Annotated in this window: 21 protein-coding genes; 17 read left to right on the top strand and 4 right to left on the bottom strand. The window is 42.9% G+C overall.

All coding sequences use genetic code 11. The features are described 5' to 3' along the window. Positions 1 to 57: 57 nt before the first annotated feature. The 3 genes from L3Q70_RS14130 to L3Q70_RS14120 all read left to right on the top strand — a co-directional run bounded on the left by L3Q70_RS14130 (position 58) and on the right by L3Q70_RS14120 (position 2932). Positions 58 to 1035 carry a YihY/virulence factor BrkB family protein gene (locus L3Q70_RS14130; protein WP_062568603.1) on the top strand — a complete coding sequence of 326 codons (978 nt, stop codon included), beginning with the start codon at positions 58 to 60 and terminating at the stop codon, positions 1033 to 1035. Between the two features lie 73 nt (positions 1036 to 1108). Further along, on the top strand, positions 1109 to 1951 hold the full coding sequence (locus tag L3Q70_RS14125; RefSeq protein WP_237114464.1) for a pirin family protein: 843 nt from the start codon (positions 1109 to 1111) through the stop codon (positions 1949 to 1951). A 9-nt stretch (positions 1952 to 1960) separates the two neighbouring features. Further along, positions 1961 to 2932 carry a glutathione S-transferase family protein gene (locus L3Q70_RS14120; RefSeq protein ID WP_193987827.1) on the top strand — a complete coding sequence of 324 codons (972 nt, stop codon included), beginning with the start codon at positions 1961 to 1963 and terminating at the stop codon, positions 2930 to 2932. Positions 2933 to 2963: 31 nt separating this feature from the next. On the opposite strand, the gene L3Q70_RS14115 is transcribed toward L3Q70_RS14120, so the two are convergent. The 4 genes from L3Q70_RS14115 to L3Q70_RS14100 all read right to left on the bottom strand — a co-directional run bounded on the left by L3Q70_RS14115 (position 2964) and on the right by L3Q70_RS14100 (position 4685). Then, positions 2964 to 3539: an AAA family ATPase gene (locus L3Q70_RS14115; protein ID WP_193987826.1), complete on the bottom strand. Its 576-nt coding sequence runs from the start codon at positions 3537 to 3539 to the stop codon at positions 2964 to 2966. 95 nt (positions 3540 to 3634) lie between these two features. After that, positions 3635 to 3892, bottom strand: coding sequence for a hypothetical protein (locus L3Q70_RS14110; RefSeq protein WP_062568607.1), 258 nt, complete (start codon positions 3890 to 3892; stop codon positions 3635 to 3637). After that, a complete protein-coding gene (locus tag L3Q70_RS14105) occupies positions 3889 to 4338 on the bottom strand; it encodes a hypothetical protein (RefSeq protein WP_062568608.1) in 450 nt (149 codons plus the stop codon). Before L3Q70_RS14105 ends, L3Q70_RS14110 begins: the two co-directional genes overlap by 4 nt. 5 nt (positions 4339 to 4343) lie before the next feature. Continuing rightward, positions 4344 to 4685 (bottom strand): DUF883 domain-containing protein, encoded by a 342-nt coding sequence (locus tag L3Q70_RS14100; protein WP_130149392.1) that lies wholly within the window; start codon positions 4683 to 4685, stop codon positions 4344 to 4346. Positions 4686 to 5155: 470 nt separating this feature from the next. On the opposite strand from L3Q70_RS14100, the gene mraZ reads away from it, so the two are divergent. The 14 genes from mraZ to ftsA are packed head-to-tail and all read left to right on the top strand — an operon-like array spanning position 5156 to position 20598. Next, on the top strand, positions 5156 to 5614 hold the full coding sequence (gene mraZ / locus L3Q70_RS14095) for a division/cell wall cluster transcriptional repressor MraZ (protein WP_036971213.1): 459 nt from the start codon (positions 5156 to 5158) through the stop codon (positions 5612 to 5614). Positions 5615 to 5644: 30 nt separating this feature from the next. Then, complete coding sequence (rsmH, locus tag L3Q70_RS14090) at positions 5645 to 6580, top strand: 16S rRNA (cytosine(1402)-N(4))-methyltransferase RsmH (RefSeq protein WP_062568610.1); 936 nt, start codon at positions 5645 to 5647, stop codon at positions 6578 to 6580. Further along, a complete protein-coding gene (gene ftsL / locus L3Q70_RS14085; protein ID WP_062568611.1) occupies positions 6580 to 6906 on the top strand; it encodes a cell division protein FtsL in 327 nt (108 codons plus the stop codon). Before rsmH ends, ftsL begins: the two co-directional genes overlap by 1 nt. Beyond that, positions 6903 to 8720: a penicillin-binding transpeptidase domain-containing protein gene (locus L3Q70_RS14080; RefSeq protein ID WP_062568612.1), complete on the top strand. Its 1818-nt coding sequence runs from the start codon at positions 6903 to 6905 to the stop codon at positions 8718 to 8720. Before ftsL ends, L3Q70_RS14080 begins: the two co-directional genes overlap by 4 nt. Next, complete coding sequence (gene murE / locus L3Q70_RS14075) at positions 8713 to 10191, top strand: UDP-N-acetylmuramoyl-L-alanyl-D-glutamate--2,6-diaminopimelate ligase (protein WP_193987824.1); 1479 nt, start codon at positions 8713 to 8715, stop codon at positions 10189 to 10191. Before L3Q70_RS14080 ends, murE begins: the two co-directional genes overlap by 8 nt. Beyond that, the gene (gene murF, locus L3Q70_RS14070; RefSeq protein WP_237114463.1) at positions 10188 to 11576 is read left to right on the top strand and encodes a UDP-N-acetylmuramoyl-tripeptide--D-alanyl-D-alanine ligase; all 1389 of its coding nucleotides are present in this window, start codon (positions 10188 to 10190) and stop codon (positions 11574 to 11576) included. Before murE ends, murF begins: the two co-directional genes overlap by 4 nt. Further along, positions 11570 to 12652, top strand: coding sequence for a phospho-N-acetylmuramoyl-pentapeptide-transferase (gene mraY, locus L3Q70_RS14065; protein ID WP_193987822.1), 1083 nt, complete (start codon positions 11570 to 11572; stop codon positions 12650 to 12652). The genes murF and mraY overlap by 7 nt, the downstream gene beginning before the upstream one ends. Next, entirely contained in the window at positions 12653 to 13978 is a 1326-nt protein-coding gene (murD, locus tag L3Q70_RS14060; protein WP_193987821.1) for a UDP-N-acetylmuramoyl-L-alanine--D-glutamate ligase, read from the top strand. It begins immediately after the preceding gene. Beyond that, a complete protein-coding gene (gene ftsW, locus L3Q70_RS14055; RefSeq protein ID WP_062568617.1) occupies positions 13975 to 15147 on the top strand; it encodes a cell division protein FtsW in 1173 nt (390 codons plus the stop codon). Before murD ends, ftsW begins: the two co-directional genes overlap by 4 nt. Further along, a complete protein-coding gene (murG, locus tag L3Q70_RS14050) occupies positions 15144 to 16220 on the top strand; it encodes an undecaprenyldiphospho-muramoylpentapeptide beta-N-acetylglucosaminyltransferase (protein WP_193987820.1) in 1077 nt (358 codons plus the stop codon). Before ftsW ends, murG begins: the two co-directional genes overlap by 4 nt. Further along, complete coding sequence (murC, locus tag L3Q70_RS14045; RefSeq protein WP_062568619.1) at positions 16220 to 17671, top strand: UDP-N-acetylmuramate--L-alanine ligase; 1452 nt, start codon at positions 16220 to 16222, stop codon at positions 17669 to 17671. Before murG ends, murC begins: the two co-directional genes overlap by 1 nt. After that, a complete protein-coding gene (locus L3Q70_RS14040) occupies positions 17668 to 18588 on the top strand; it encodes a D-alanine--D-alanine ligase (RefSeq protein ID WP_193987819.1) in 921 nt (306 codons plus the stop codon). Before murC ends, L3Q70_RS14040 begins: the two co-directional genes overlap by 4 nt. Position 18589: 1 nt before the next feature. Then, on the top strand, positions 18590 to 19369 hold the full coding sequence (locus L3Q70_RS14035) for a cell division protein FtsQ/DivIB (protein ID WP_062568621.1): 780 nt from the start codon (positions 18590 to 18592) through the stop codon (positions 19367 to 19369). Next, on the top strand, positions 19366 to 20598 hold the full coding sequence (gene ftsA / locus L3Q70_RS14030; protein ID WP_062568622.1) for a cell division protein FtsA: 1233 nt from the start codon (positions 19366 to 19368) through the stop codon (positions 20596 to 20598). The genes L3Q70_RS14035 and ftsA overlap by 4 nt, the downstream gene beginning before the upstream one ends. Positions 20599 to 20605 lie beyond the last annotated feature (7 nt).

The following is a 20605-nucleotide window of genomic DNA, read 5'->3' as shown; positions in this document are numbered from 1 at the left end:
AGGATTGGCAAGTTGTTTGCACCTTTATAATCATCTAAGCAATTTTTTAGGTCACATATGACTAAAGACAATCGCGGTTTTCAGGCTCACTCGCCGGTGGAAATTCCAATGCGAGGTTGGTGGGATATTAGCAAGCGGGTGTACCATAATTTATCACAAGATAACTTATCATTTGTAGCGGCTGGTGTGGCATTTTATGCACTATTGGCTATTTTTCCCGCTTTGGCTGCGATTGTATCTGTTTATGCTTACTTTGCCTCACCAACCGATATTCATGATCAGCTTGATAAAGTGATTGCCATCTTACCTGCTAGTAGTCGCGATATTATTCTGATGCAAGTCAGTGAGGTGACACAGCAGTCGCAAAAAGTGTTAAGTATGAGTGCAATAGGTACGTTGTTATTGACTGTTTGGAGTAGCAGTAAAGGCTGCCAAGCGCTAATCACAGCTTGTAACATTACCTATCATCAATATAACAAACGACAGTTTTTTGTGGCATTACTGGTACGTTTTCTATTTTCACTTGGCGCGATAGTTGTTGCGCTAGTGGCATTATTGATCATTGGTATCTTACCGATAGTGCTTAATTTAGTAGGCTTAACTGAGCTTATTGATTTAATGATTAAACTCATTACTTGGCCGTTGCTAGCTATTATTTTTAACTGCGCACTGGCATTCTTATATCGGTACGCACCTCACCGTACCCCCGCAAAGTGGCGTTGGATTACGCCAGGTTCGATTATTGCCACTTTATTATGGATTCTCGCATCCATTGGCTTTTCATATTATGTCTCGCAATTTGCAAGTTACAACGAAACGTATGGCTCGTTAGGTGGTGTTGTGATCATGTTGATGTGGCTTTATATCAGTGCTTATTTCATTGTTTTTGGTGCGGCCGTTAATGCCAGTATAGAACAGCAAACACTGGTTGATAGTACTGTAGGGCCAGTAAAAGAAGTCGGCGAGCGCGGAGCAACTGTGGCTGATAGATTAACTAGGCAACAAAATGAGCATTCTAATAAAAAGAATGATTAGCGCGAATTTTACGCATGGTTGTTAGTTAAATTAGCGCCTACAATCATTTCATACAATTTACGGGAGTAAAGTTATGAAAGTGATTCAACAGCTAAATAGCCGTGCCACACAAGATGGCGATGGTGTAAATATTAGCCGTATTCCAGGCTTTGATGGTAAATATTTAGACCCCTTCTTAATGATCGATGAGCTTAAGTCAGATGATCACAGTGATTTTATGGGGGGCTTTCCTGCACATCCTCATCGTGGTATCGAAACCTTTACGTATATCATTAAAGGTGGCTTTGAGCATCAAGATCAAATGGGTAACAAAAAAGCCATCCGTGCAGGCGATGTGCAGTGGATGAGTACCGGCTTTGGTGTCATTCACAGTGAAATGCCATTGGCTGATGCTAAAGAGGGCATGCATGGTTTTCAAATTTGGCTAAATATGCCAAGTGCAGAAAAACTCAGAGCGCCACGCTATCAAGATACTACAGAAGCGCCAGCGCCAATGACTCGCAATGAGCAAGGTGTAGAATTTAAAGCACTTGCTGGGAGCTGGCAATTCGCCGGTGAGCAGCAGGTTTCTAGTCTACAAGACTTAGCAGCTGATGGCATGCTCGCTGATGTAACTTTACCGGCTGGTACACAGTTTTACCATGCGCCGCTTACACAAACCAAGGTGATGCTGTATGTCCATACCGGAGAAATTCATACTGAACAGGGCGGTCCAGTTAAAGCTGGCAGCTTACTGATTTTAGAGCCTGGTAGTGACATTGAATTTAACTCACAAACAGGTGCTGGCGTTTTGATACTTGTAGGCTCGCCACTTAAGCAACCAATCGCCCATATGGGCCCGTTTGTAATGACGACTCAAGCAGAATTACATCAAGCAGTACAAGACTATCAACAAGGTAAATTTGGCACACTATAGGAGGTTATTGTGGGATTACTCGTAAATGGCCAATGGCAAGATAAATGGTACGACACAGACAACAACCAAGGTGAATTTAAGCGAGAGGCAGCCCAGTTACGTAACTGGATCACCGCAGATGGCAGTGCAGGACCAAGTGGTGATGCTGGCTTTAAAGCAGAAAAAGATCGTTACCACCTTTATGTCTCTTTAGCCTGTCCTTGGGCGCATCGCACTTTGATTTTTCGCCATTTAAAAGGCCTTGAAGATTATATCAGTGTGTCGGTTGTAAGCCCTGATATGCTAGAGCACGGCTGGACGTTTGATAAAGACAATCACAGCACCGGTGATGCACTTTTCAATAGTGACTTTATGCATCAAATTTATACGCGTAATAAAGCTGATTATTCAGGCCGTGTTACGGTTCCTGTGCTTTGGGATAAAAAAACGCAGCGCATTGTCAGTAATGAGTCTGCTGAAATTATCAGAATGTTTAATAGTGCGTTTAATACCCTTACAGGTAATGAGCGAGATTTTTATCCACAGTCGCTACGCTCTGAAATTGATGAAATAAACGAGTTTGTTTATCACAACATCAATAACGGTGTGTATCGTGCGGGTTTTGCAACGACACAAGACGCTTATACAGAAGCCTTTGATGATCTGTTTGCCGCTTTAGATAAAATTGAACAGCGTTTAACTGTTAATCGTTATTTAGTGGGCGAAACACTGACAGAAGCTGATTGGCGTTTATTCACCACCTTGATCCGCTTTGACAGTGTGTATGTGGGGCATTTTAAATGTAACTTACGTACTATCGAGAGCTATCCGGCGATCAGCAACTATTTACGTGAGCTATATCAACTTGAAGGTGTGAGTAAGACCGTTGATTTTTATCATATAAAACGTCATTACTATTTTAGCCACACCATGATTAACCCAACTCAAGTTGTGCCAAAAGGTCCTGAAATAGATTACAACCGAGCACATAATCGTGGCTAATTACAGCACGCAATAGCAGCTATTTCAGCTGCTATTGATAACCCTTCATTACGTCTTGAATGGTGTTGATGCCAAACATCACCTTTTGAATAAATGACTCTGAACTCTTCACTAAGTTAAAATTTGGGTGTTGCGACCAGACGGCTTGAAGTTTGTCGTCAAGTATAATTGCTTGGTTGTCTGATTCATTTCTAACAGGGTTATTTGAGTGGATGCTTTGACCTGATTTAGCCGCGGTTTCGAAAAATATAACAGCGTCGTATTGCGCGAGCTCGGTGTTTAAATCGGTGTTCAGGTATTTGAAAAACTCATCAGGGTTATCGGGCCAATAGGCGAGCCCATCTAAACTGCCACGATCGCAAAGCATTAAACGGTCTGGATGTTTGGTGCGTTGGATATGTTCAAGGTGCTTCTGGAGATTATAAATTGCTTGTTGTTGTGCTTTGATTAGACTAGGCGAATCATTACGCTCTATACCACCACTGAACAGCATAGTTGCGGATTCAGGAACAACTACAATTTGATTTGAAAACTCACGTCGTAATAAATCAATTGCCGTTGTTTTACCACCACCAGGTCCACCTGTTAACACAATCCGTTTTTTCACAATTTATCTATCCTATTAGTCATAATAGCTTTAAGTTAATAGCATAAAGTGAAAATGAGAAGTAGCAAAATAGATTTAGATGATATAAATCATGATTATAGCAATCTTAGCAACCAAGCAAACTGAGTGACTTGCTTAACAGGACCTTTCGAAGGTTCATCACTTTTCATTGCTTGATAACCCATCCCTGCGGTAAAAGCACTTGCGATACCGGCTTTGCTTACTGCAAAGCGTTTTAAACGATAATTAAAAGCTTGATGATGTTGGCGTTTTAATTCATCAGCCAAATCCATTTGTTCGCTAAGTGAGCGTACATTTTTTTGAGGCTTATTAATAAAATAATCAATAATCATGATTCATCCTTATCAATATTAAGAAGCTGTTTAAAACTACGTACTGATTTATCAAACCCAATCTTGCTGCTGACATACCCTATATTCTTCCAAAGCCATACTAAACAAAGTAATTGCAAAGCGATTAATGAAATCGCTGATAATATTAGCGATTGACTTAGGGTGAATATCGCAATGCCGATTGTGGCAAGTAAACCAGCCCATAACAACACTAGACCACCTGCGAAACAAACCAGCATAATAATAGTGAGTGCCAACGAGCGTGTTGATAAACGCCACTCAGCGGCTGCTAACTCTTTACATATACCCGCTTGTTTTCGGTAGTCGACGTATAGCTGCTTAGAGTAGTCTGAGAGTTTGGCAAGATGATCTTGCCACTGATCAGCGTTTGACTTCTGATCAGTGGCATCTTGCGTTTTCTCATCTGTAGGTTGAGAAGATTGCATAACAATTACTTACGGCGAATAAGTGCAGTTACTAGCATACCCGCTGCAAACGCAATACCTGCTGTTGCAAGTGGGTTTTCTGAGGCAAGCTGACGTGTTTTGCCGCTGTATTCATTAAATTTAGCACGCGCTACAGCTTGTTTTTCAGAAAGCGTTTTAGCAGAGCTTGACGCACCTTGGCGAACACTGTGCTCGGCACTGGCTGCACGAGTCGATAAAGCATCCACAGCGTGATGTGCTGCTTCAGTTGCTTTATCTGTGAATGGCGCTTCAACTTGAGCCGCTTTTGGATCTACATTACTGTTGCTTGTTGCAGTTGAGTTCGATTTTGTCGTTGCGGTAGTCATAATCATTCCTTAAATATTGCCATTAGTTGGTAAACAACATGTCGCAACCTTCATACCAAATATAAATATCCTTAAGTTTTAATGGTTTATGGTTTTTCGAATTGAATGGTTTTTGTTTTAGCACTATTTTCTCGTAACTCTTGCAGGGTAACTGAGTAAAAATTACAGTGCGATAGAAATAGTGTAACTATTCATTGCTCATTCATTCATCATTTTTGCCCAATAGCATGCCAATAAAACAGGTAAAAAAAATTTTTTCTTTGTTTGCCACTTTTTCCCACTTAATTCAGTAGCTTTGCTTGAGGCCTTATTTTTTCTGGCTTTAGAAGGCGAGTATGATGATCAGCTTACTTGACAAAATGGCTTGTCAAGCCCTAAACTGGAGCACTGTGGTAAAAAGTGGTTTTTAGTGGATCAAATTGGATCGGAAATAATCGTCAGCGATTAACAACCTAATTTTAAGGCAAGCTATGTTTCGGGGTGCGAGCTCTCTGAGTTTGGATGATAAAGGACGCTTTGCGGTACCAACCAAGTACCGAGATGCGATCTTGTCTGAAGATCAGGGCACGGTTATTTGCACTGTTGCTTTAAACGAGCCTTGTTTGTGGTTGTATCCATTAGCTGAATGGTTAGAAATTGAATCACGATTATTAAAGATCTCTAACATGAATCCACGCGCACGCCGTATGCAACGAATGTTGCTCGGTAATGCTACAGAATATCAACTCGATAAAAATGGCCGAATCTTGCTTGCGCCGTCGTTACGGGCTCATGCAGAACTTGGAAAAAAAATCATGTTGGTTGGCTTGATGAATAAGTTTGAAATTTGGGATGAAGATCGTTGGCATGAGCAAATGCGCCAAGATACTGAAATTGAACGCCTAGGTGATTTTGAGGCGAACCCTGAGTTCGATAACTTTTCACTCTAACCACAATAATAAAAAGGCAAAAAATAGCTAATGACAGCGCAATTTGAACATGTCTCTGTACTGATGGACGAAACCATAGATGCTTTGGACATTAAACCCGAAGGCATTTACATGGATGGCACATTTGGTCGCGGCGGACATTCAGGTCAAATTCTTGCGCGTCTAAGTGACCAAGGTCGCTTACAAGCAATCGATCAAGATCCGCAAGCGATTAAAGCCGCCGAAAAATTTGCCGACGATACGCGATTTTCAATTGCCCATACCCGTTTTTCAAACTTAAAAACGGTTGCTGAAGATAACAATTTAATCGGCAAGGTTGATGGTATTTTGTTAGATATCGGTGTTTCTTCACCACAGCTAGATGATGCTGAGCGCGGCTTTAGTTTTATGAAAGATGGCCCACTTGATATGCGCATGGATCCAACCAGTGGTCGCAGCGCAGCACAATGGCTAGCTGAAGCTGAACTTGAAGACATCACTCATGTGATCAAAACCTATGGCGAAGAAAAGTTTGGTCGCCGTATTGCTCATAAAATTATTGAGACTCGTGAGCACACTGCGATTACTAGTACCAAGCAGCTTGCTGATTTGGTCGATGAAGCAGTCCCTGTAAAAGATAAACATAAGCACCCTGCAACACGCACATTCCAAGCGATCCGTATTTATATCAACAGTGAACTTGAAGAAATTCAAACTGCACTGCAAGCCGCTGTTGACGTTTTAAAACCAGGTGGGCGTTTAGTCGTTATCTCGTTCCACTCGTTAGAAGATCGCATTGTTAAGCAGTTTATTAAAAAACAGAGTAAGGGAGAGGCGATACCCAGAGGTCTGCCTTTAACGGACGCACAAATAAACAAAAACCTGACGTTAAAGGCAGTGGGTAAAGCCATTAAGCCTAGCAAAACGGAGATTGAAATGAATCCTCGTTCGCGTAGTTCGGTACTAAGGGTTGCGCAGAGATTGTAATGAAAGCTAAAGCGACGCATCGCCAACCAAATTTATTTAAAGAAATTTTTAAAGGCCTAGGAGCGAATAAGCTGACCTTGGCCTTGTTGGTTGTGATCCTTGCATCGAGCTTAGCTGTGGTTCAAGTGACACACTTAGCGCGTCAACAGCTAATTGAACAGGATAAATTATTGCAAGAGCGTGATGAACTCGATTTAGAGTGGCGCTACTTGTTGGTAGAAGAAGAGTTTTACTCACAGCATGCACGCATCGAAGAAGTTGCGACCATGCAGCTTGAAATGAAAAGGCCAACTAGCCAAGATGAACAGGTGGTAGTACTGCAATGAGAAGCAGAGGGAAAAAGCCAACAAATACCTTGATCACATGGCGCTTTACGCTCGTGTGTTCAGTTGTTCTACTCGTCTTTATGACGTTAGTTGCTCGTGCTGCCTATTTGCAAGTGATTGAGCCTGATAAAGCCCGTTCAGAAAGTGATAAACGCACAGTACGAGTTGAAAAACAACATGTACAACGAGGTATGATTTTTGACCGCAATGGTAAAGAACTTGCTGTTAGTGTTCCTGTTGTTAGCGTTTATGCAGATCCAAAAGCACTTCATAAATCTTTAGTAAGCAAAGTACTCCGTCAAGCCCGTAAAAATGGTGAAGACCAAAATGCCCTTGCTGAAAACACCAATGAGCTCAATAAACGTATTGCCACGTACTATAACCACGATTTACGTTGGCGAGAGCTGGCTGATGTGCTTCGTATTGAGCCAAAGAAAATTAATGCACGCCTACGCGATAACCCTAAACGCCGCTTTGTTTATTTAAAGCGTCAAGTGACTCCCGCTGTAGCAAATTATATTGGTGATTTACGTTTACCAGGTATCCATTTACTTGATGAATCAAAACGCTATTACCCTGCCGGTGAAGTGACTGCGCATGTTATTGGTTTTACTAACATTGATGGCCACGGTATTGAAGGCATTGAAAAACTTTACGAAAAACAACTTACAGGTGTCGAAGGGCAACGTACTATCCGTAAAGATGCGCAAGGTCGTGAAGTGGAAGTACTTGATGAGCGTGAGCGTGTTGAACCCGAAAATATTCAACTTAGTATTGATCAACGTATTCAGGCAATCGCCTATAAGGCTGTTAAGTCGGCAGTGTTGACATATAAAGCAACCTCAGGATCAGCGATGGTTGTTGATGTAAAAACAGGTGAAGTGTTAGCGATGGTTAATAGCCCTTCGTTTAACCCTAATAACCTTAACGATGCAGCACCTCATAAGCGTCGTAACCGTGCTATTACAGATTTATTTGAGCCAGGCTCAACTGTTAAGCCGCTAGCCATTTTAGCTGGTTTAGACTACGGCTCGATCCAACCGGATGACATCATTGATACTTACCCAGGCTGGATGCGCGTAGGTGGCAGCTTAGTACAAGACACACGAAACCATGGTGAAATGACTTTAAGAGAAATCTTGAAGTATTCAAGTAATATGGGTGTTACAAAAGTGAGCCAAACCGTACCGAAAGACTACTTTGTTGGTCTTTATCAAAAAGTAGGTTTCGGAAGCGATAGTGGAACAGGCATGGTCGGCGAAAGTAGTGGCTTATTTTACCCTAATCGACGTTGGTCAGATCATGAGATAGCAGCGCTTTCATTTGGCTATAACCTAGCGGTTAGCACAGCACAAATGGCCCGTTTCTACGCCATGCTTGGCTCGGGTGGTGTAATGCGTCCGCTAACAGTTTTAAAGCAAGATTCAATCCCTGAGGGTGAGCGTGTTTTTCAACAAAAAGACGTTGAGGCCGTAGTTCACATGATGGAGAGCGTATTTGAAAAAGATGGTACGGCTAGAAGCGTTAAAGTTGATGGCTATCGTGCAGCGGGTAAAACCGGCACCTCTAAAAAAGCTGCTGTGGGTGGCTATGGTGACGAATATGTCGGTTACTTTGCAGGTGTCGCGCCGGCTAGTAACCCTCGTTTAGCTGTTGTAGTAATGATTAATGAACCCGGTGGAGATGTGTATTATGGCGGTGCGACGGCAGGCCCTGCGTTTGCAGAGATTGTCTCCAATGCCTTAAGAATTTTAAACGTCGCACCGGACAAAGATGCGGTTGCGTACGTAGAAGGCAAAGATAACGATGCGTGATTTAAAACCGATTCTTAATCATATTGATGTTGAAGCTAATAGCTTATTGGTTAACCAACTTCGTCTCGATAGCCGAGACGTAAAACCTGGCGATGTATTTGTGGCAATTAAAGGACACCAACTTGATGGTGGCCAGTTTATAGATAAAGCCATTGAAAACGGTGCTGTGGCAATCATTGCTGACCGCTTATGTCAGTTTGAGAGCCATTTTGAAGTACTTTTTTTAATTACTGATTTAGCTAAAAAATTGCCTGCTTTGGCCGCTGCTTTTTATGGTCAGCCTTCTAAACAGCTCGAATTAGTGGGGGTTACGGGTACCAATGGTAAGTCAACAACCACAGCTATGATTGCGCATTTAGCCCAGCAGTGTTACAAGTCAGCTGCGGTTATAGGCACCTTAGGTTATGGTCATCCTGATAATTTAACGCCGCTGATGAATACTACGCCTTCAAGTGTTGACTTACAGCGTATTTTAGCTGAATTAAAACAACAGCACACTGACATTGTGGCAATGGAAGTTTCATCCCATGGCTTAGTGCAACAACGTGTTGATCATTGCCAGTTTAAGGCGGCAGTATTTACTAATCTTTCACGGGATCATTTAGATTATCATGGCTCAATGGAAGCGTATGGTGACGCTAAATTGATGTTAATGCGTGACCATAATCCTGAACTTGTCGTTCTTAATCAAGATGATGCGCAAGTTGAATTGTGGTTAGAAAAATACGACTTTAATAACCTTGTTTGTTATGGACACAAAAACTTAACACCTGAAAATGCACGTTTTGTCTATTTCAGTGACGTAACCTATGACAACACAGGTATTTCCGCTAAGTTCGAAACCAGTTGGGGCGATGTACATATTACATGCGCTTTATTTGGTGAATTCAATCTTTATAACTTGGCTGCTGCACTCGCAACGCTTCTTGGCTTAGGGTATCCACTTAAATTATTAGCTGATGCGTGTAGTACTTTGCAGCCTGTTGCAGGGCGTATGCAGGCATTTAGTGCGCCAGGTCAACCAACCTGTATTGTAGATTACGCTCACACTCCTGATGCGCTGGCACTTGCATTACAAGCATTGCAAAAACATGTTCCGGGTGGCGTGAGTTGTGTTTTTGGCTGCGGCGGTGACCGCGATAAAGGCAAACGCCCAATGATGGCAAAAGCTGCAGAAGGGAATGCAGACCGTATTATTGTCACCAGCGATAATCCACGCAGTGAAGATCCTGATGCGATTATTGCTGATGTGATTGCTGGGCTTGAACACCCAGAGCAAGCGCATAGTGAAGCAGATCGCGCGCGTGCAATCAGCTACGCAATAGAACAAGCAAGTGCTGATGATGTCATTCTTATTGCAGGTAAAGGCCACGAAGATTATCAAATTATTGGCGAGCAACGTATCGATTTTTGTGATCGTCAATATGTACAACAACAATTAAAAGAAAAATCGCAAGGGGCGCAGTTATGATCCCTATGGATTTTGATTGGCTAGCAAAGGTTCTAGCAACCGATTACCAAGGTGGTAATCAACAAGTTAAAAATATAAATACAGATACGCGCACACTTTGTGAGGGAGACGTGTTTTTGGCGCTTCAAGGCCCAAACTTTGATGGCCACAAATTTATAGCACAAGCCAAAGAAAAAGGGGCGATTGCCGTGATAGTGGCACATCCTGTTAATGTCGATATTGTGCAGTTTGTGGTCACTGATACACGCATTGCGCTAGGTGAAATTGGCTCAGCCGTTATGGCACAAGTTGCACCTAAAACTATTGCGATTACAGGCAGTGTTGGTAAGACAACCGTAAAAGAAATGTGTGCGGCAATTTTGTCAGGGCACGGTGAAGTGCTTTCGACGAAAGGCAACTTTAATAATGACATTGGTGTGCCACTGACTTTATTACGCCTTGAACCACAGCATGAATATGCGGTGATTGAATTGGGTGCGAATCACATCGGTGAGATTGCTTACACTGTTGCAATGACTAAACCCGATGTCGCCGTGGTGTGTAATGTAGCAGCTTCTCACTTAGAAGGTTTTGGCTCATTACAAGGTGTAGCAACAGCAAAGGGCGAAATCTATGATGGCTTAAAGCCAGATGGTGTAGCCGTGGTTAACTGTGACAGCGATTTTGCTGATTTTTGGCTCGCCAAACTAAATGATCGCAACGTAAAACGTTTTTCTACCAGCAAGCAATTAGATTATTGGGCAGAAGATGTGGTGCTTGATGAACAGGCTCGCGCATCTTTTATGCTGTGTAATCAAGATAAAAAAGTACCTGTCACCCTTGCTCTACCTGGTAAGCACAATATTGCTAACGCATTGATTGCCACAGCCTTAACGACTGAGCTTGGCGTAAGCCTTGAAAGCATTGCATCGGCACTGGCAACCATGGGTGAAGTTAAAGGTCGTGTGAATGTGCTTAAAGTCTCTGACACCCTGACTGTGATTGATGACACTTATAATGCCAATGTACAGTCTGTAAAGGCGGCGATTGATTTATTAAGTGATATGCCTGGTCGTCGCATTTTTGCACTAGGTGATATGGGCGAGCTTGGCGAAGAAGCGCGTTTTTATCATCAACAAGTCGGCGAGTACGCACAGCAAAAAGGGATTGATGAGCTATATAGCTTAGGCGTATTGAGCAAGTCAGCCAGTGATGTATTTGAAAAGCCAAACCGCCACTTCTCAAGCCGCGAACAATTACTACAACAATTGCAGAGTGTGCTTGCTCAGTCTCAGCAAAAAACCACGATAGTTGTAAAAGGGTCACGTAGTTCTCGTATGGAACTAGTCGTCGCAGATTTAGTTAATAGCCAGCAAAATGGCAACAATGGAGTATCGTCATGTTAGTTTGGCTGGCAGAGTATTTAACACAATATTACAGTGGTTTTAATGTATTTTCGTACCTAACGCTGCGCGCGATTTTAGGTATTTTAACAGCATTACTGATATCACTTTATTTTGGTCCAATATTAATCCGTGGCTTGCAAAAGATGCAAATTGGTCAAGTTGTTCGTCATGATGGACCAGAGTCTCACCTGTCGAAAAAAGGCACGCCAACCATGGGTGGCATTTTGATTTTAGGTGCGATTTTTACCAGCACACTGTTGTGGGCTGACTTATCTAATAAGTATGTTTGGGCAACCTTATTTGTTGTGGGATCATTGGGTATCGTTGGCTTTATTGATGATTACCGCAAGGTTATTCGTAAGGATCCAAAAGGGCTGATTGCTAAATGGAAGTATTTTTGGCAGTCAGTCATTGCTTTAGTCGTAGCAAGTGCATTGTACTTTACATCCCAGCAAGCAAGTGAAACGTCTTTGGTTGTGCCATTTTTTAAAGATGTACTGCCGCAACTTGGTTTGTTTTATATCGTCATGACTTACTTTGTAATCGTCGGCACATCGAATGCAGTAAACCTGACAGACGGCCTAGATGGTTTAGCGATTGTACCTACTATTTTAGTGGCTTCGGCCCTTGCTATTATTGCTTACCTTACCGGTAATGTGAATTTCTCAAGCTACTTACATATTCCGCATTTACCACTGGCAAGTGAGCTGGTTGTGGTATGTACCGCGATTGTTGGTGCAGGCCTTGGCTTTTTATGGTTTAACACTTACCCAGCACAAGTCTTTATGGGCGATGTCGGCTCATTAGCGCTGGGCGGAGCACTTGGCATTATTGCGGTACTCGTTCGACAAGAACTTATTTTAATTATTATGGGTGGTGTATTTGTAATGGAAGCATTATCGGTGATTTTACAGGTAGGCTCTTACAAATTACGCGGCCAACGTATTTTTAGAATGGCACCCATTCATCATCACTATGAGTTGAAAGGTTGGCCTGAGCCACGTGTAATTGTGCGCTTTTGGATTATTTCAATCGTGCTAGTTCTTGCTGGCCTTGCTACATTGAAGATCAGGTAAATGACAGTTATTAACGAGATAAAAAATAAAAAAATTACAGTGCTCGGACTCGGTGTAACCGGTCTGGGCATTGTGCGTTTTTTATTATCTCAGAACATCAGCCCTAGGGTAGTTGATAGTCGTCAACAGCCACCAGGTGCAGATTGGTTAAGCGAGCATGCTCGTGAGTTAACGACTCACTTTGGTGATTTAGATAATGCACAGCTGAGCAGCAATGACATTATTATCATCAGTCCTGGTTTAAGCTTAGCGACACCGGCTGTCGCAAACGCAATTGATGCTGGTGTTGAAGTGATTGGTGATGTTGAGTTGTTCGCGCGCCTAACAAATAAACCCATTGTCGCAGTGACGGGTTCAAATGGTAAGTCGACCGTTGTTACATTGGCGTTTGAAGTGCTTAAAGCGGCGGGTTATAAAGTAGGCCTTGGCGGTAACATTGGCACTGCGGTGCTTGATTTACTGTCGCAAGACTGCGATGTGTATGTACTTGAGCTGTCGAGCTTTCAGCTTGACACCACGCACAGCTTAAAAGCCAAGAGCGCTTGCGTACTTAATGTGAGCGAAGATCATTTAGATCGTTATTCAAGCTATCAAGCTTATATAGATTCAAAACAAAGTATTTATAACGGATCAGAGCTTGCTGTCGTCAATGCTATTGATGTGGCAACGCACACAGCAAAACAACCACAAGTAAGCTTTGCCCTTGCGCATGCTGACTATGCACTGATTGAGCATCAAGGTGAGCAATATTTTGCAGCTTATGGGAAACCCGTGTTACCCGCAAGCAGCTTGAAAGTGGTGGGCTCGCATAATCAACAAAATGCCTTAGCTGTAATGGCATTGCTCAGTCCTTTTGACATAACAGCGGCGCATTATGAACAAGCATTCGGCGCATTTACAGGACTTGCGCACCGTTGTCAGTTTGTTGCTGAAATTAAGGGTGTAAAGTATTTTAATGACTCAAAGGCGACCAATGTCGGCGCAACCATCGCAGCCATTGAAAGCCTAGCTGATCAAGCAAAGCAGTTAGTTGTTATTGCGGGTGGTGATGCGAAAGGGGCTGATTTAGATGCTCTAAAACCGTATTTAAGCAGCAAAGTCAAAGCCTTGGTATGTTTTGGTAAAGACGCCAAAGCCCTCGTGGCACTGAGTGAAAAAGGTCACTTAACCACGAGTATGCATGAAGCTGTGCAGCTAGCGAAAAACCTCAGTGTTAATGGTGATATCGTACTTTTAGCGCCAGCTTGTGCCAGTATTGATATGTATAACAACTACATGCAACGTGGTGATGATTTTACGCAATGCGTATTGGCGGAGGCAGTATGATTGCATTTGCAGATATCCGTGACGCATTAACGCCTAAGCAGTCCGCACAGCTTTATGACGTCCCCTTATTGTATTGCATGATAATGCTGATTGGTGTTGGTTTTGTCATGGTAACCAGTGCTTCTATGCCTACCGCTGAAAGGTTATTTGACGACCCTTACCATATTATTATTCGCCATGCGATGTTCCTTGTTATGGGGTTTATCTTATTTTGGATCACAACCAATGTACCTATGGATTGGTGGAAACGAAGTAATCCCTATTTGTTATTGCTTGGTCTTGCTTTGCTTTTATTAGTCCTTGTTGTGGGTCGCGAAGTGAATGGAGCAAAACGCTGGATCCCGATTGGGCCTGTGGGTTTTCAGGTTGCTGAAGCCGCTAAATTATACTTTTTTAGTTACATCGCTGGCTATTTGGTTCGTAAGCGAGAAGAAGTGCAAGAAAACTTAAAAGGCTTTGCAAAGCCTATGGTGGTATTCGGTGCATATGCTTTATTAATTTTATTACAGCCTGACTTGGGTACCGTAGTAGTACTATTTGTTACGACGGTGGGCCTATTATTTTTAGCCGGTGCGAAGCTATGGCAGTTTTTTGTCTTGATTTTAACAGGCGTTGCTGCCGTTGTCGGATTGATCATTGCTGAACCTTACCGTATGGCACGTGTTGTAGGCTTTTTAGAGCCGTGGGAAGACCCGTTTGGTAAGGGGTATCAACTCGTGCAGTCACTAATGGCATATAGCCAAGGGGGCTGGTTTGGGCAAGGTTTAGGTAACAGCGTACAAAAATTGCAGTATCTACCAGAAGCGCATAATGACTTTATCTTTGCTGTAATTGGCGAAGAACTCGGCTTTTTTGGGGTTATGAGTATTTTATGTGTGTTGGCTGTTTTGGTATTCAGGGCATTATTAATTGGTCAAAAGGCACTTAAATGCGGAAAAGAGTATGAAGGCTATTTTGCGTTTGCGATAGGTATTTGGTTTGCTTTTCAAACCATGGTAAATGTCGGTGCAAGTGCTGGTATTTTACCAACCAAAGGCTTAACACTGCCATTTATTTCTTATGGTGGTTCGAGTTTATTGGTGATGACGATAGCCACAGGTGTACTTTTACGTATTGACTTTGAAACTAAAATGGCCACCAAGCAAGCGACTTCAGGAGGTAAGCGATGAGTAAAAAATTACTTGTTGTTGCCGGTGGTACTGGTGGACATATTTTTCCGGGCATTGCAGTGGCTGACTTTCTCAAACAGCAAGGCTGGCAGGTTAGCTGGATTGGTACACCTGATCGAATGGAAGCAACTGTGGTTCCTAAGCACAACATTGAAATTGATTTTATCGATGTCAAAGGGGTGCGAGGTAATGGCATTAAACGGTTAATTAAAGCACCATTTATGGTGATGAATGCGATTTTTCAAGCACGTAAAATTTTAAAAGCACAACGCCCTGATGTGGTACTTGCAATGGGTGGTTATGTGACAGGCCCAACAGGGATTGCAGCAAAAAGTTTAGGTATCCCGTTAGTGATTCATGAGCAAAATGCAGTCGCTGGTATGAGTAACCGTTGGCTAGCCAAGTTTGCCAGTAAAGTATTGGCGGCTTTTCCTTCAGCATTTGCTAAGGGGCAGTGCGAGGTAGTCGGTAATCCAGTGAGGGCAAGTGTTGCTCAAGTTAGTGCAAAACAAACAAGCACACCCATTAATATATTAGTCGTGGGGGGATCGTTGGGAGCGCAGGTGCTTAATCACACTTTACCTGCTGTATTCAGTGCACTTTCAGCGCAAACAACGCTTAATATATGGCACCAAACCGGAAAAAATAATGAACAAAAAGTCACGGCAGACTATCAACAACTAGGTCTTGCTGAAAATACGAAAGTGGCTGAGTTTATTGATGATATGGATAGTGCGTATCAATGGGCTGATTTGGTAATTTGCCGTGCTGGTGCATTAACGGTTAGTGAGATTGCCGCAGCAGGTCGAATGGCATTATTTGTGCCGTTCCCACATGCAGTGGATGACCATCAAACTGCTAATGCTGCTTATTTAGTTAATTCAGGTGCTGCACTGATGATGCAGCAAAACGCGTTTTCTAAAGAGGCGGTGGTGGATTTGTTGACACCGTACTTAATTGCACCAGAAAAAATTTCCATAATGGCAAGCAAAGCAAAACAGCTTGCTATTTTAGATGCCACAGCCAAGGTTGCAAACCGCTGTGAGCAGCTAGTAGATAGAAGAGATTCGTAGTGAAAGAAAGCATGATAAAAGAAAACAACACGCGCCCTGCGATGCGTCGTATCGACACCATCCACTTTGTCGGAATTGGTGGTGCAGGGATGGGTGGTATTGCCGAAGTACTTGCTTTTGAAGGTTACCGTATTACCGGCTCTGATATTGCGCATAGTGCAATGACTGAGCGCCTAATTCATGTTGGCGCAGAAGTGTTTATTGGCCATGATGAAAACAATGTAAAAGATGCCAGCGTTGTGGTGGTATCAAGTGCCATCAATGAGCAAAATCCCGAAATTAAAGCGGCCAGAGCAGCGCGTATTCCTATTGTTCGTCGTGCAGAAATGCTCGCTGAACTAATGCGTTTTCGCCACGGTATTGCTGTGGCAGGAACGCACGGTAAAACAACTACAACCAGCTTAATCGCGAGCATTTATGCGCAAGCAGGTCTTGATCCAACCTTTATAATTGGTGGTCTCTTAAATAGCGCAGGTAGTAATGCCAAAGTCGGTAAGAGTGATTTCTTGATTGCAGAAGCCGATGAAAGTGATGCATCATTTTTGCATTTACAACCTATGGTATCGGTGATCACGAATGTTGAAGAAGATCATATGGATACCTATGGTGGCAGTTTAGAGAAGATGAAAGATACCTATGTCGATTTCATCCACAACCTGCCATTTTACGGTCTCGCTGTTGTGTGTATCGATTCAGACGTTGCTGCTGAGCTTATTCCACGTTTTGGCCGCCCAGTGATCACCTATGGTGAGTCAACGGATGCAGATTATAGAATGCTTAACTTCAGTCAAACAGCTAACACATGCTCGTTCGATGTTGTGAATAAACAAGGTGAAAGCTTACCTGTAACTCTAAATATGCCTGGTAAGCACAACGCTTTAAATGCAACAGCGGCTATTGCTGTTGCCAAAGATCAGCATATTGCTAACCAAGCGATTTTAGAGGCGCTTGCGCAGTTTGAAGGAGTGGGTCGTCGTTTTCAGCATTACGGCACTTTTGATAATGAACGTGGTAATGTCATGTTGGTGGACGACTATGGTCATCATCCATCTGAAGTTGCAGCAACCATTGCGGCAGTGCGCGAAGGTTGGCCTGATAAGCGTTTAGTGATGGTTTATCAGCCTCACCGTTATAGCCGTACACGTGACTTGTATGAAGATTTCGTGAAGGTATTGGCAGATGTCGATCAACTTTTATTACTTGATGTGTATTCAGCAGGTGAAGAGCCAATAGTCGGAGCAGATAGTAAGAGTTTATGTCGTAGTTTGCGTCAACGAGGCAAAGAGCCTATTCATGTTGCCAATAGCTCTGAGCTTGCAGGCGTTCTTGCTAACCTTCTGCAAGATAACGATTTAGTATTAACTCAAGGTGCTGGTAATATTGGTCAGTTAGTTAAGACGCTCGCGGCTACTAACTTATCTATTGAACAACTTAAGCAGGTAAATGTATGAGCCAGTTAAGCGACAAATTTGGCAAAGTAGCAGTACTTTTTGGCGGCACGTCTGCTGAGCGAGAAGTTTCTCTAAAATCAGGCCAAGCTGTGTTGAACGCTTTGCAAAATGTCGGCGTTGATGCCATTGCTTTTGATCCAAAAGACCAGCCGCTGTGGCAATTAAAAGAGTTAAATGTTGAACGTGTGTTCATTGCTCTACATGGTCGTGGTGGTGAAGACGGTACGATTCAAGGTGCACTTGAATTTATGGGGATTCCTTATACCGGTAGTGATGTTTTAGGCTCAGCACTGGCGATGGATAAAGTACGCTGTAAACACTTATTTAAAGCAATGGGCTTAAGTACCGCTCCTTATGCTGTTGTTGATAGCCGTTATGAGTTTGATAGCCAAGCAATTATTAATCAGTTTGGCAAAGTGATGGTTAAGCCGTCACATGAAGGCTCAAGTATTGGTATGGCAGAAGCAAACAGCGCAGAGCAACTAGATACTGCGCTCAACGCTGCATTTAAGTTTGATAGCCAAGTGCTTGTTGAGCAGTGGATCACGGGGCGTGAGTTTACCGTTGCTGTGCTTGGACACGATGTTCAGCCGGTCATTGAGATGACCACGCCAAATGGTTTTTATGACTATCAAGCTAAGTATCAGTCAAGTACAACTCAGTACCATTGCCCTGCGGATATATCTGTGCAAGAAACTGAACTGTTGCAAGATATGGCATTAAAAGCATTTGATTTAGTCGGAGCCAGTGGTTGGGGGCGTGTCGATGCGATGCGCGATGAGCAAGGTAATTTTTACTTACTTGAAGTCAATACAGTTCCTGGCATGACTGAAAAATCATTGGTACCAATGGCAGCAAAAGCCAACGGAGCGAGTTTTGAGCAATTAGTTGTTCGCATTTTGGAGCAAACCCTTTAATATGCATCACTTTTTAGAAAAAGCACAACAGTTAAAGCAGCGGCTCAATTGGTCGTTGATCTTTGGCGTGAGCTTTTTTCTTATCGTGATTTTTAGTTTGATTAAAATCACTACCGGTGTGTCAGATTGGTTGGTTGAAAATAAAGATGCGCAAATAAAGCACTTAGCTGTACAAGGTGAGCCTAAGTATACAGATGAAAAGGCTATTATTAGCGCAATAAAAAAAGCCGACTTATCGAGTTTTTTTGAATTGGATGTTAAACATGTGCAACGCTTAGTACAAAGTTTGCCTTGGGTGGCGACGGCATCGGTCAGAAAGCAGTGGCCTGATACTATTCAAGTGTATGTGGTTGAACATGAAGCGGTTGCACATTGGAATGATGATTTATTGTTAAATCAGTCTGGTGAAGTGTTTCAAGCAAGCAGTGATAAATTACCAAACACATTACCTAAGCTCTATGGCCCTGAAGGGAGTGAGGTAGAAGCATGGACGGCATTTGGTCAATTTAAAGCGATGCTAAAAGTGAATAATTTAGAGCTAACAAGCCTCGCGCTTTCAGAGCGTTTTTCATGGCAGCTGTGGCTTGATAATGGCATTCGCCTCAATTTGGGGCGTAAAGAAAAAGCAAAGCGTGTACAACGTTTTATAGATGTGTATCCGCGCATGGAACAACGTGTAGATGCACAAATTGATGTTGTTGATTTACGGTACGATACCGGTCTTGCAGTGAGCTGGAAGCCATTGCAAGAGGAACAATTAGAAAATAAGAGTAAGGCATGACTAAGTCAGCAGAAAGAAACCTAGTGATTGGATTAGACGTTGGCACCTCAAAGGTAGTGGCCACCGTTGGTGAAATCACCGCAGATAATAAACTCAGCATTGTGGGTGTTGGCAGCCAAGTTTCGCATGGTATGGACAAAGGTGGCGTTAACGACCTTAACCTTGTTTCTGAATCGATTCGTCGCGCTATTGATGAAGCTGAACTAATGGCAGATTGCCGTATCAGTTCTGTTTATTTAGGTATTTCTGGTAAACATATTCAGTGTCAAAACGAAAGCGGCGTGGTTGCGATTAACAACACTGAAGTCACTGATGAAGATATTGAGAATGTGATTCACATTGCACGTTCAGTGCCTATTTCGGCGGAACGAAAAATGCTACATGCGTTACCGCAAGAATACAGTATTGATATGCAAGAGGGGATTAAAAACCCATTAGGCATGAGTGGGGTACGTATGGAAGCGCGTGCGCACATCATTACTTGCTCAAATGACATGGCTAAAAACATAGAAAAATGTGTTGAGCGCTGTGGGTTAGAAGTTGATCAACTGATATTTACTGCATTAGCGTCATGCTATTCCGTTCTGACAGATGATGAAAAAGAGCTGGGCGTGGCTGTTATGGATATCGGTGGCGGAACGATGGATATCACCATTTATATTAATGGTGCGCTTCGTCACTCAGCAGTTATTCCGGTTGCGGGCAATCAGGTGACTGGCGATATTGCAAAAATATTTAGAACACCTATATCGCATGCTGAATCACTCAAAGTACAATATGCGTGTGCAAGCAGCCAAATGGCAAGCAATGAAGACACTATTGAAGTGCCGAGTGTGGGTGGTCGACCTGCACGTATTATGTCGCGTCATACCTTATCTGAGGTTGTTGAGCCACGATTTAGAGAATTATTTGAGTTGGCAATGGAAGAAATACGCCGCTCAGGTTTAGAAGACCAAATTGCTGCCGGTCTTGTCATAACTGGCGGGACGGCAAAAATGACAGGCGCAATGGAAGTGGCAGAAGACATTTTCCAAATGCCTGTAAGAATTGGCAAACCAATTGGGATAGTTGGTTTGACAGATTATGTTGATGATCCTTCGTACGCAACCGCTGTTGGTTTGTTACAATACGGCCGTACAATGCAATCGATGAATGCACAAAAGTCGAAAGCAGAAGGTGATAATAATTGGTGGAACCGTATTACGAAGTGGTTCCAAGGTGAGTTTTAAGACTCAA

The organism is Pseudoalteromonas sp. CF6-2 (genome assembly GCF_021729425.1).
Taxonomy (GTDB): domain Bacteria; phylum Pseudomonadota; class Gammaproteobacteria; order Enterobacterales; family Alteromonadaceae; genus Pseudoalteromonas; species Pseudoalteromonas arabiensis.
This window is presented reverse-complemented; position numbering and strand designations above follow the sequence as displayed.

Coding starts and splice junctions, on each gene's coding strand:
- L3Q70_RS14040 (WP_193987819.1), top strand. CDS start 17,668: ATGAGCCAGTTAAGCGACAAATTTGGCAAAGTAGCAGTACTTTTTGGC.
- L3Q70_RS14105 (WP_062568608.1), bottom strand. CDS start 4,338: ATGCAATCTTCTCAACCTACAGATGAGAAAACGCAAGATGCCACTGAT.
- ftsW (WP_062568617.1), top strand. CDS start 13,975: ATGATTGCATTTGCAGATATCCGTGACGCATTAACGCCTAAGCAGTCC.
- L3Q70_RS14125 (WP_237114464.1), top strand. CDS start 1,109: ATGAAAGTGATTCAACAGCTAAATAGCCGTGCCACACAAGATGGCGAT.
- murG (WP_193987820.1), top strand. CDS start 15,144: ATGAGTAAAAAATTACTTGTTGTTGCCGGTGGTACTGGTGGACATATT.
- murE (WP_193987824.1), top strand. CDS start 8,713: ATGCGTGATTTAAAACCGATTCTTAATCATATTGATGTTGAAGCTAAT.
- L3Q70_RS14080 (WP_062568612.1), top strand. CDS start 6,903: ATGAGAAGCAGAGGGAAAAAGCCAACAAATACCTTGATCACATGGCGC.
- ftsL (WP_062568611.1), top strand. CDS start 6,580: ATGAAAGCTAAAGCGACGCATCGCCAACCAAATTTATTTAAAGAAATT.
- mraY (WP_193987822.1), top strand. CDS start 11,570: ATGTTAGTTTGGCTGGCAGAGTATTTAACACAATATTACAGTGGTTTT.
- mraZ (WP_036971213.1), top strand. CDS start 5,156: ATGTTTCGGGGTGCGAGCTCTCTGAGTTTGGATGATAAAGGACGCTTT.
- L3Q70_RS14110 (WP_062568607.1), bottom strand. CDS start 3,892: ATGATTATTGATTATTTTATTAATAAGCCTCAAAAAAATGTACGCTCA.
- murF (WP_237114463.1), top strand. CDS start 10,188: ATGATCCCTATGGATTTTGATTGGCTAGCAAAGGTTCTAGCAACCGAT.
- L3Q70_RS14130 (WP_062568603.1), top strand. CDS start 58: ATGACTAAAGACAATCGCGGTTTTCAGGCTCACTCGCCGGTGGAAATT.
- rsmH (WP_062568610.1), top strand. CDS start 5,645: ATGACAGCGCAATTTGAACATGTCTCTGTACTGATGGACGAAACCATA.
- ftsA (WP_062568622.1), top strand. CDS start 19,366: ATGACTAAGTCAGCAGAAAGAAACCTAGTGATTGGATTAGACGTTGGC.
- L3Q70_RS14035 (WP_062568621.1), top strand. CDS start 18,590: ATGCATCACTTTTTAGAAAAAGCACAACAGTTAAAGCAGCGGCTCAAT.
- murD (WP_193987821.1), top strand. CDS start 12,653: ATGACAGTTATTAACGAGATAAAAAATAAAAAAATTACAGTGCTCGGA.
- L3Q70_RS14100 (WP_130149392.1), bottom strand. CDS start 4,685: ATGACTACCGCAACGACAAAATCGAACTCAACTGCAACAAGCAACAGT.